Annotated in this window: 10 protein-coding genes; 7 read left to right on the top strand and 3 right to left on the bottom strand. The window is 63.5% G+C overall.

Going from position 1 to position 10698, the window contains the following annotated elements:
- Together AC1D1P_RS06240 and AC1D1P_RS06235 are read right to left on the bottom strand one after the other, a co-directional pair.
- The coding region (locus tag AC1D1P_RS06240) for a UvrD-helicase domain-containing protein (RefSeq protein WP_477672413.1) at positions 1–415 on the bottom strand (415 nt) is incomplete at its 3' end.
- A gap of 171 nt (positions 416–586) precedes the next feature.
- A complete protein-coding gene (locus AC1D1P_RS06235; RefSeq protein WP_477672412.1) occupies positions 587–1930 on the bottom strand; it encodes an NAD(P)/FAD-dependent oxidoreductase in 1344 nt (447 codons plus the stop codon).
- A gap of 232 nt (positions 1931–2162) precedes the next feature.
- On the opposite strand from AC1D1P_RS06235, the gene AC1D1P_RS06230 reads away from it, so the two are divergent.
- The 4 genes from AC1D1P_RS06230 (at position 2163) to AC1D1P_RS06215 (ending at position 7652) form a co-directional block, all read left to right on the top strand.
- A complete protein-coding gene (locus tag AC1D1P_RS06230) occupies positions 2163–2888 on the top strand; it encodes a hypothetical protein (RefSeq protein WP_477672411.1) in 726 nt (241 codons plus the stop codon).
- A gap of 78 nt (positions 2889–2966) precedes the next feature.
- A complete protein-coding gene (locus tag AC1D1P_RS06225; protein WP_477672410.1) occupies positions 2967–5981 on the top strand; it encodes a VIT domain-containing protein in 3015 nt (1004 codons plus the stop codon).
- 230 nt (positions 5982–6211) lie between these two features.
- Complete coding sequence (locus tag AC1D1P_RS06220; RefSeq protein ID WP_477668019.1) at positions 6212–7189, top strand: GMP reductase; 978 nt, start codon at positions 6212–6214, stop codon at positions 7187–7189.
- 73 nt (positions 7190–7262) lie between these two features.
- On the top strand, positions 7263–7652 hold the full coding sequence (locus tag AC1D1P_RS06215; RefSeq protein WP_477668020.1) for a tautomerase family protein: 390 nt from the start codon (positions 7263–7265) through the stop codon (positions 7650–7652).
- Positions 7653–7661: 9 nt separating this feature from the next.
- On the opposite strand, the gene AC1D1P_RS06210 is transcribed toward AC1D1P_RS06215, so the two are convergent.
- Complete coding sequence (locus tag AC1D1P_RS06210; RefSeq protein WP_477672409.1) at positions 7662–8552, bottom strand: alpha/beta hydrolase; 891 nt, start codon at positions 8550–8552, stop codon at positions 7662–7664.
- Positions 8553–8686: 134 nt separating this feature from the next.
- Between AC1D1P_RS06210 and AC1D1P_RS06205 the strand changes: the two genes are divergently transcribed.
- The 3 genes from AC1D1P_RS06205 to AC1D1P_RS06195 all read left to right on the top strand — a co-directional run.
- A complete protein-coding gene (locus AC1D1P_RS06205; RefSeq protein ID WP_477672408.1) occupies positions 8687–9373 on the top strand; it encodes a GntR family transcriptional regulator in 687 nt (228 codons plus the stop codon).
- A gap of 31 nt (positions 9374–9404) precedes the next feature.
- Entirely contained in the window at positions 9405–10277 is an 873-nt protein-coding gene (locus AC1D1P_RS06200; protein WP_477672407.1) for a phytanoyl-CoA dioxygenase family protein, read from the top strand.
- Positions 10278–10292: 15 nt separating this feature from the next.
- A partial coding sequence (locus tag AC1D1P_RS06195; RefSeq protein WP_477672406.1) for a hypothetical protein occupies positions 10293–10698 on the top strand: 406 nt, incomplete at its 3' end.

Here is a 10698-nt window from a genome sequence, read left to right as displayed (position 1 = left end):
CGTCGTCCACATTGAACTGCTTGCACAGGCGCTTGATGGCCGAGAGCTGGTCCTGCGTATCGAGGATCTGAAAACTCTGCGGCAAATTCGCCAGCTTGTAATGCGCGCGCAAAAACCGGTTGCACAAGCCGTGAAAGGTGCCTATCCACATGCCGCGCACATTCACCGGCAGCATGGCCGACAGGCGCGCCATCATTTCCTTGGCGGCTTTATTGGTGAAGGTGACAGCCAGAATGCCGCCTGGCGACACCTGGCCGGTTTGCAGCAGCCAGGCGATGCGTGTGGTCAGCACCCGGGTCTTGCCGGACCCGGCACCGGCCAGGATCAGCGCATGCGTATTGGGCAGCGTGACCGCTGCGAGTTGCTCCGGGTTAAGGTTTTGCAGGAGGGGGGAGCTGGGAACTTCTGGGGACATCCCCCATTGTAGAAAGAACCCCGGCTCCGGCACGGTGCCGGGATGCACCCCGTCCGCCCGAGGCAGATTTCTCTTCACCAGCCGGGGCCGCGGGTCTGACTTTGCCAGCCCGCAGGCGCAGCGCCCCCTCGGGGGCAGGGAGCTTGCGCGTTGTGAGCGACCGTGGGGGCTCTAGCTCCCGTCCGTCTTCAGGATGGTCTCGCCCTTGAGCGCTCCTACGTCGCGGATGGCCATGCGGTGGCGCTTCCAGCCGTCCCAGGTACGGCGGAAATTCGCCAGCGAAATACCGTAATAGATCGCCTTGAACATCCGCAGCCGTCCCCAGAACGGCGTCTTGCCGAAGATATCACCCGCCAGGAGCGACAACAGGGCTTCCTTGACGCGCAGCGGGTTGGCCGGGTGCATGAACATGTGCCGGATGGTCGGGTTGGTCACGCGGTAAATGAACCACGAATACTCGCTGGGGCCCTTGCGCATCATGGCCTCGAAGCTTTTGCGCACAGCGGGCAGGTCGGCCGGCTGGTCAAGCGCAGTGGCCACCAGCTCGGCGCCATCAAAAGCGCTGTGCATCGCAAGGTAAACACCTGACGAGAACATCGGGTCGATGAAGGTAAACGCGTCGCCCAGCATCAGGTAGCGGTCGCCGGTGGCGTGGGTGCTGCTGTACGAAAAATTACCGGTGGCGTGCACCGCGTCATCGACCAGCGTGGCGTTGGCAAGGCGCCGTTTGAGCTCCGGCGCCAGGGCGATGGTGTCCATGAAGAACTCGCGCAGCGACTTTTCGCGCGACTTCAGGTAATACGGCCAGCACACCGCGCCGACGCTGGTGGTGCCGTCGGCCAACGGAATAAACCAGAACCAGCCGTGGGGGAACCAGCAGATRCTGATGTTGCCTTCGCGCTTGCCCTGCAGCCGCTCGACATTCGTGAAATGGCCAAACAGCGCCGTGCTGTTGTGTTCCTTGCTCTTGGCTTTGGAGCGCAGCTTGTTCGCCAGCAATGTGTCGCGGCCGGAGGCGTCCACCACAAAACGGGCCCGCCAGCTGCGCTTCGCGCCGTCGTCCAGCTCCGCCTGCACGGTGGCGCCTTCCGCGTCAAACACCACATCACGCACGGTGCAGCCTTCGAGCGTTTTTGCCCCACGCGTCGCCGCGTTGCGAAACAGCAGTTCGTCCAGTTCAGAGCGCCGCACCTGCCAGGCCGAAGGCATCGATTTGTCCCAGGCGTCGGCGAATTCGATGTAGCTGCAGTGCGTGTGTTCGGGTGAAACAAACTCAATGCCCCATTTGGGCATGCCGATGCGGTCAACCTGGTCGCGCACCCCCAGACGTTCGAAAAGCTCGACATTGGCCGGAAGCAGCGATTCACCGATGTGGAACCGCGGGTGATGCGCTTTTTCGAGCAGCACCACGTCACGCCCTTGGGCAGCCAGCAAGGCTGCAATGGTGGAGCCGGCCGGGCCGCCGCCCACAATCAGTACGTCACAGGTCGAGGTAGAAGTGGGGATTTCGTTCATGGCAGGCATTGGCTACGGGTTCGCGCAACGGCATGTCAGGCACGCCGCTGCAATTGTGGAAGACTGCGCGCAGGGTAACACCGCTCGCGCCGCGCGTTCAACTTTGCCTCTTTTGAAATTGTATGGTTCAGTTTCTTCCGTCACCCAACGGGATACGCCGGACTGCGACCGGAAACCCGTAAATCCCCGCCCGGTTGCGGCTTCTGCGAACATAGCCGTATTTGGGGTTTTCATGACTACAGGTTTGGGCCCATCAGGGCCTGCTTGGCTGGCCGCCAGCCTTTTGGCGGTGGGCCTCGGTTTTGCCGGCGTGGCGCGTGCGCAGTCGTCCTGCTCCAGCGACGGCCAGGGCCGGCCGGTGATGCTGCTTGAGCGTTTTATCAACGCCAACTGCGACACCTGCTGGGCCGACCCGGCCACCCCGCAAGCCGCGGCCGGCCAGGTCGCACTGGATTGGGTGGTTCCTGGCGACAAGGGCAGCGACGCCCCGCTGTCCGCCGTCGCCGCAAGCGAAGGATTGCAACGGCTGGACGCGCTGCGCCAGGCCGTCCCCGCACAGAGCCTGGCCAACACCTCGCCCGTCAAAGCCATCAAGGGCGCCACCCTGCGTGTCGCGCATGGCCTGCCGCTGAGCGGTTATTTTGGCGCCTCCATCGAGCTCAAGCCCGTCCCGGCAGCCGCCAAGGGCCGCCAATGGACAGCCTGGCTTGCCCTGGTCGAAACCTTGCCGGCCGGCACCGAGGGTTCCCCGGTTGAGCGGAATTTGATTCGAAACGTGCTCCAGACCAGTTGGGACGGGCGCAAGCAGCTATCAAAAACAGAGCAAAACCGGTTCTTTGATGCACGCTCCATGAGCATTGCGGAGGGCGCCAACCCCGACCGGATGCGCGTGGTGGGCTGGGTAGAAAACGAAAAAGGCCTGGTGGTGGCCGCGGCGCAGTCGCGCTGCGTGCCTTAAAAATATTTGGCGTCATTTAACCCCTTTGCGTTGCGCGCGCCGTTTAACGGTGCATCGCCAACAACAAAAGGGGTTTTCATGCCAAACGGCTTTCACGTCTTTCGCGGGTTCACCCGGCTGACTGCCGCCCGCCTCCTTCAGGCCRCCGCCGCAGCCTGCTTCAGCCYGCAGGCACTGGCGCTCAGCCCGATGCCGCAGCCTTTCCCCAACGGAAAATTCGCGCCGCCGCCCGACTGGCGGCCGCCGGTCATCGCCGTGAACCATGCGGGCCAGCCCATCCAGCTGCGGGCCGTTTCCATCGAAGTCGACCTCTTCGGCGACCAGGCCCGTACCAGCGTGGAGCTGCGCCTTTTCAACCCCAACCCCCGCGTGCTCGAAGGCGAGCTGCAGTTCCCACTGCAGGAGGGCCAGGTCGTGACCGGCTTCGCGCTGGATATCAACGGCCAATTGCGCGACGCAGTACCTGTACCCAAGGCCAAAGGGCAAGAGATCTTTGAAGACATACGCCGCCGGCGCGTAGACCCGGGCCTGCTGGAAGCCGCCGCCGGCAACCAGTACAAGCTGCGCGTTTATCCCATCCCGGCCCAGGGGGAGCGCCGCGTGCTCATCACATTCAACGAGACCCTGCCGCGCCAGCGCGATGCGGGTGTACTGAGGGTGCCGCTGGTGTTCGCGTCAAGCGTGGGCCAATTGCAGGTGAAAGTGCGCGCCCACGGCGCCGCCCACCGGGATGTGGAACTGCTGCAGGCGCCCGCCGGCACCGAGCTGAACGCCAGCGCCACCGGCACGGAACTGGCCCTGCAAAAAAACCACTGGCAGGCCCCCCAGGGCCCTGCGGGCTGGCTTCAGCTGGCGCTGCGCCGCACCGGCAAGCCGCAGGTCATGGTCGGTGAATCTGCCGGCAAGCCGTTCTTTGCCGGGCAACTCGATGTGCGCGATGAGCTGGTGAGACGGCCCGCCCCTGCCCACATCGCACTGGTGTGGGACGCATCGGCTTCGGCCGCCGCGCAGGCCCGGGTGCTGCCGGTGCTGGAGGCCTACTTCCGCAAGCTGGGCAAGCCCGTCAAGCTCAGCCTGCTCGTGGTGCGTAACAAGGCCGAGGCTGTGCGCAGCTTCACCGTCACGCCGGGCCGCTTCGGTGAACTGGCCGATGCATTGCGCGCAGAGCCCTTCGACGGCTCCAGCAATTTTGACGACCTGCCCATTCCCGCCGACGTGGACACCACCCTGATGGTGACGGACGGCCTGATGACGGACGGCAAAAAACTCATTCGCTACACCCACACGGCACCGGTGATGGTGATCAATGGCGCAGCCTCCGCCGACATGGCGCGGCTGGCCAGGCTGGCCGACCGCACCGGCGGAGCGCTGGTCGATGCCGCGCTGCAATCGCCCGACGAGGGCGCGCAAGCCATGCTGATGCACGGCTGGCGTATTGAGAAGCTGGACAGCCTGTCCGCGCGGCAACTCGTGACGCCGACAACGCGGATCAACCAGGGCCGCATTTCAGTGGCCGGTGAGCTGCAAGACAGTACCGCCCGCATCGACATCACGCTGGCGCACCCGGACGGCCGCAAACGCACACTGGCGCTGCAGGTCAGCGCCAAGCCGGTCAGCGGCCACTGGCCCGGCCAGCAGTGGGCCCAATGGCGCAGCGCCGAGCTGGCTGAAAATGCCGGCCTGCACAGCGCAGAACTTCAGCGCATCGCGGCGGCGCACGGTGTCGTGGGGCTCAACAGTTCGCTGATCGTGCTGGAGCTGGCCACCGACTATGCCCGCTACAACCTCCCTGCCCCGCCCGAGCTGGCGGATGAAGTGGCGCGGCTGGGCCAGCAGCAACTCGCACAGGCCGTGCAGACGCGGCAGGCGCACATCGAGGCCATGGTGAGGCAGTTTGACGAGAAGCAGCGCTGGTGGGGCAGGGACTTTCCCAAGGAAGCACCCAAACATGCGGAGCCCAAGGCCGAGAAGCACATCAGCCAGGGCGGCCTGGGCAGTCTGGCCGGCACAGCGCGGTCGCGCGAGCAAGCCCAGAGCGCACCCGCAGCACCACTTTCCTTCGCCCCTGCTGCCCCTGCCGCTGCAGCCCCCGCAGCCGCACCCGCCATGATGGCCGAAGCACGCTCCGACGCCATGGACAAACGCAGCGCCAAGGCGGTTACAGCAGCGCCCGTAGCCACCATCGCGCTGCAGGCCTGGGTGCCCGACGCGCCCTACATGAAGCGCCTGCAGAATGCCGGCAAGGACGAGCTGTACCGCGTCTASCTGGATGAGCGCGCCGCCTACTTGAGCAGCAGCTCTTTCTACATGGATGCGGCCGGCGTGTTCTTTGACCGCGGCCTGCCCGAGCTGGGGCTGCGCGTGCTCTCCAACCTGGCGGAAATGAACCTGGAAAACCGCCAGCTGCTGCGCCTGTATGCCTACCGCCTGGTGCAGGCGCGTCGCAACGACCTGGCCGTGCCGGTGTTCGAACGCATCAGCGAACTGGCGCCCAATGAGCCGCAGTCATGGCGCGACCTGGGCCTGGCGCTGGCCGAGAGCGGCCAGCCGCAGCGCGCCGTCAACGCCTTGTGGGAAGTGGTGTCGCAGCCCTGGAACGGCCGCTTCGCCGGCATCAACATGATTGCGCTGGCTGAACTCAACGCGATTGCCGCCCAACCTGCCGCCAGCAGCCAGCCGGCGCTGGACATGAGTCTTGTGGACACGCGCCTGCGCCGCAACCTGCCGCTGGCCTTGCGTGTGGTCATGGCCTGGGATACCGACGACACCGACATCGACATGTGGGTGAGCGACCCGAACGGCGAAAGGGCCAGTTATGCGAACCGGCTGACCCATCAGGGTGGCGCCATGAGCCCCGACGCCACGGGCGGCTATGGCCCCGAGGAGTTTTCATTAAAGACCGCCAAAACCGGCAAGTACAGCATAGAGGCACAGTTCTACGGCCACCGCCAGCAGGTGCTGTCGGCCGGCACCACCGTGATGGTGCGCGTTACCACCGGGTTCGGCACGCCGCAGGCGCGTGACGAGTGGACGACCTTGCGGCTGGCGCGCGGGCGGGAGACCGTGCGCGTGGCCGAGGTCGAGGTGCGCTGAGGCTGGCGCCTCAAGCCCGGGTTATCAAGATGCCACTATGCATATAAAGGCTATACCGCTTTGCGGGGTAGCGCCCGCTTGAGAGGCGCATAGAATCAATCACCGGGCCCAAGCAATTGCGCCCGGTTTTTTGTTTCTGCCTTGTCTACTTGCCAAGCGCCCGCAAACAAAACCGGTCCAGTCCAAGCGCCTTCTGTTTCTTCAACAGTTTTTTCAAAGGCTTGGGAATCATGGAAATCTTCGACTACGACAACATCCTGCTGCTGCCGCGCAAATGCCGCGTGGAAAGCCGTTCCGAATGCGACGCCAGCGCGACGCTGGGCGGGCGCAGCTTTCGCATCCCGGTGGTGCCGGCCAACATGAAGACGGTCGTCAATGAGGAGATCTGCGCCTGGATGGCGAAGAACGGCTACTTCTACGTGATGCACCGCTTCGACCTGGACAACGTCCAGTTCGTGAAAGACATGAAAGCCCGCGGCGCCTACGCCTCGATCTCCTTGGGCGTGAAGAAACCCGACTACGACACGGTGGACCGCCTGGCCGCCGAGGGCCTGGTGCCCGACTACATCACCATCGACATTGCACACGGCCATGCCGACACGGTGCAGAAGATGATCGCCTACCTCAAGCAGAAGCTGCCGGCGTCCTTCGTGATCGCCGGCAACGTGGGCACGCCCGAAGCGGTGATCGACCTCGAAAACTGGGGTGCCGACGCGACCAAGGTCGGCATCGGCCCCGGCAAGGTCTGCATCACCAAGATGAAAACCGGTTTCGGCACCGGCGGCTGGCAGCTGTCGGCGCTCAAGTGGTGCGCGCGCGTGGCGACCAAACCCATCATTGCCGACGGCGGCATTCGCGAACACGGCGACATCGCCAAGTCGGTGCGCTTTGGCGCGACCATGGTGATGATCGGCTCCATGCTCGCAGGCCTGGAAGAAAGCCCGGGCAAGACCGTCGAGGTGGACGGCAAGCTCTTCAAGGAATACTACGGCAGCGCCTCGGACTTCAACAAGGGCGAGTACAAGCACGTCGAAGGCAAGCGCATCCTGGAGCCGGTCAAGGGCACGCTGGCCGATACCTTGCGCGAGATGGAAGAAGACATCCAGAGCTCCATCAGCTACGCCGGCGGCACGAAGCTGCTGGACATTCGCAAGGTCAACTATGTGACCCTGGGCGGCGACAACGCCGGTGAACACCTGCTGATGTAGGCCGACGGTAACAAATAGTAGCAAGGCCGGCTCCGGCGACAATAGGCCTTGTTCCTGAAGAGACTCACTCCCCTTGCCCACCGCAGCCATTGAAGTACGCCGGCCCTATTCCGGCGAAGAAGAAGCAGCCCTCATGGACGCCGTCCAGGAGGCGTTGACCTCTGCGCTGAAGGTACCGCTCTGGACGACCTCCGTCCGGCTTGTTATCCATGAGCCGCAGCGCTTTCGTGCGCCAGCAGACAAAGGGGACCGCTACACGCTGGTGACGATCGACTGCTTTGTCGGGCGATCCCTGGAAACCAAACGCGCCCTGTACCAGGTCATCGTGCAAAAGCTCGGGCTGTGCGGCATTCCCGCAGATCACGTGAAAGTGCTGCTGCGTGAGGCGTCACGCGAAAACTGGGCGATCCGGGGTGGCCTGCCGGCGTCCGACGTGGTGCTGGAGTACGACGTCGATATCTAGGCTGGTTAGCTAACGCTGGCCAGCCGCCAGCAGTTGCAATGCAAGCCGGTGCAGGCGGTGAGACGGCTCCGTCAGCGCCTCCAGGATGCTGAAGTGGTTGCGCCCCAGATGGGATTCGCAGACCGGCACCACCCCGGCGCCCCAGGCCTGCTGGATCAACACGTTCTGTCGCAGGAACTCCGCGCTTTCGTCGGCACCTGCCACGCCGTACAGGGTGCCGCGGCCCGGCGCCGGCAGCAGGGCCGGGCTGGCCTTGAGCACCTGTTCAGGTGTGAGTTTCAGCGAATCCTTCAGGAAAGGCGTGTGGCGCATGGGTTCAAGGTCGTACAGGCCGGAAATCGACAAGGCATTTTTCAGCAGGTCTGCAGGCAGGTCGCCGRCATAGGCCTTCCAGTCGCACGCCATCAGCATGGCAGCCAGGTGCCCACCGGCYGAATGGCCCACCACCGTGATGCGGGATGGGTCCCCGCCGTAATGGGCAATGTGGCGCCAGGTCCAGGCCAGCGCCGCCACCATCTGCATGGTGATCTGGGGAATGGTCACCGCGGGGCAAAGCGCATAGTTCGGCACCACGACACAGGCGCCCGTTTGCGTAAAAGCCGGCGCCACAAAGGAATGGTCGGCCTTGTCGAGAGACCGCCAGTACCCGCCGTGAATGAACACCAGCACCGGCGCACCGGCCAGGCCCTGGGTGCCGCCCTGTGTGGCGAAATCACCCGCCGGAAACACGTCGAGCATTTCACCCGCATGGTTGCCATAGGGAATATCGATCTGGCAGGGCACGCGCTTGCGAATGGCTTGTGAGCTCTCAGCCCAACGAGCGAAATACACCCCGTGGTCCGGTACCAAAGCCCGGTTGTTGTACATGCGGTCAAGCCAGGCGGGATCGGGCTGGGTCATTGTTCTTCTCCTGAAAGTGTCGAAGCGGCTTCAATGTGCCATCTTGGCACAGCCCGGCCGCCCGCAACCATTTACGGGTAAACCCGAAACTTCAGGTCTTCAGTCGCAATGTATTCTGTATACAGAGTACTAACATGCCACAACAACTGATCAAAATCGAATCCACGCCCGACCTCGTCGACCAGGTCTACCGCAGCCTGCTGGACGCCATCAGCGAAGGCTCGCTGGCGCCGGGTGCGCGCATCATGCAGGAAGACATTGCCGAGCAACTCGCGGTGTCGCGACAACCGGTACTGCAGGCTTTGCGCCTTTTGAAGAAGGACGGCTTTGTACTGGACGCCCCGGGGCGCGGCGTGCTGGTGGCGCCACTGGACGTGGCCTGGCTCGTGCAGATCTACCAGGTACGCAGCGCACTCGATGCACTGGCCGCCCGGCTGGCCGCGCAAGGCCGCTGCCGGCTCGACCCGCAACTGATCAGCCGGGGCCGAAAGGCCGCGCGGGGCGGTGACGTCAAGGCCATGATGGCGACCGACGCGCAATTTCACGCGGCCATTTACACCGCCTCGGGCAACCCGCTGATCGCCCAGAGCGCCCAGCTGCACTGGCACCACATCCGCCGCGCCATGGGTGCTGTGCTGCAGGTATCAACCATGCGCGAATCGATCTGGGATGAGCACGAAGCCATTGCCGAGGCCATCGCGGCCGGTGATGAAACCCAGGCCGAAGCGCTGATCCGCGAGCATGGCGAGGAAGCGGGCCACAACCTGGCAAAACTGCTGTCCAGCGCACTCGGCCAAACCGGCGCCCGCGCGGCGCCCTGAACACCCGACAACACGCAACAGGAGACATGCGATGAAACTGACCCCGGAACAACTTGCGCAATTCGACCGCGACGGCTACCTGTTTTTCCCCGGCCTCTTCACGCCTGAAGAAACCCGGGCGCTCAACGATGCCGTGCCCGAGCTCTACAGCCGGCGCGAAGACTACAACGTGCGTGAAAAAGGCAAGGACGCGGTGCGTACCAACTTCGCCGCGCACATGTACAGCGAGCCGTTTGCCCGGCTCRCGCGGCACCCGCGCATGATCGAGCCGGTGGAAGACCTGCTGGGCGAAAAGCTCTACATGCACCAGTTCAAGATCAACGGCAAGATGGCGTTTGAAGGCGACGTGTGGCAATGGCACCAGGACTATGGCACCTGGCTGAACGACGACATGATGCCCACCGAACGCGCGATGAACGTGGCCATTTTCATGGACGACGTGACCGAGCACAACGGCCCGCTGATGTTCATCCCCGGCAGCCACAAAAAGGGCGTGGTCGATGCCAAACACGACCTCACCACCACCAGCTACCCGCTCTGGACGGTGGACAACGATTTGATCCGCCAGCTGGTGCAGCGCGCCGGTGGAAAGCAAGGCGGCATCGTCAGCCCCAAGGGCCCGGCCGGCTCGATGATCCTCTTTCACTCCTGCCTGGTGCACGCCTCGGGCAGCAACCTTTCGCCCTTCAACCGGGTAAGCGTTTACCTGAGCCTGTGCGCGGTGAGCAACCACATCCGCCGCCACAAACGCCCTGAATACATCGCCCACCGCGACTTCACGCCGATTGAATGCCTGCCCGACGACTGCCTGCTCAAAGACTACCCGGTGGACTTGCCGTGGAAAGACGGCGTGCCGGCGAGCGCGCTGCAAACGTCGATGGAAGAACTGAAATTGGCTGCGTAACCATTGGGAGAACTGATGATGAATATGAATCGCCTGGCTTGTATCGCTTTCGGAATTGGCCAATTTATTGCACCACTCGCAATTGCCGAGGAACTCGGTGGTCCAGGCACTCATTGCGAAACGCACGAGCTGGTCGTGTTGTCGTGCCCAATCGCGGGGAAAAGCGATAAACACATGTCGATTTGCCGCACATCTGCCCAGACATCAGCGAATGCCTACATGCAATACCGTTTTGGCAAACTAGGTCAGACTCCCGAGCTGACATATCCGGCTACGACTCAAATGCACGCCAGGGAAGCGTTTCAGTTTTCCGTACGTAGCCCGAATGGTTGGACAGGTGCAGGTAATCTTCATTTCAAAATCGGCCAAGCGTCGTACACCGTGTACCAATTTTCCTCAGCGCGTTTCCCTGAAGAAGAAG

The organism is Polaromonas sp. P1_E1_2 (assembly GCF_056406035.1).
This window is presented reverse-complemented; position numbering and strand designations above follow the sequence as displayed.

Bases quoted from the DNA above. Each gene is read 5' to 3' on its own strand.
- AC1D1P_RS06205 (WP_477672408.1), top strand. From the start codon at position 8,687: ATGCCACAACAACTGATCAAAATCGAATCCACGCCCGACCTCGTCGAC.
- AC1D1P_RS06230 (WP_477672411.1), top strand. From the start codon at position 2,163: ATGACTACAGGTTTGGGCCCATCAGGGCCTGCTTGGCTGGCCGCCAGC.
- AC1D1P_RS06220 (WP_477668019.1), top strand. From the start codon at position 6,212: ATGGAAATCTTCGACTACGACAACATCCTGCTGCTGCCGCGCAAATGC.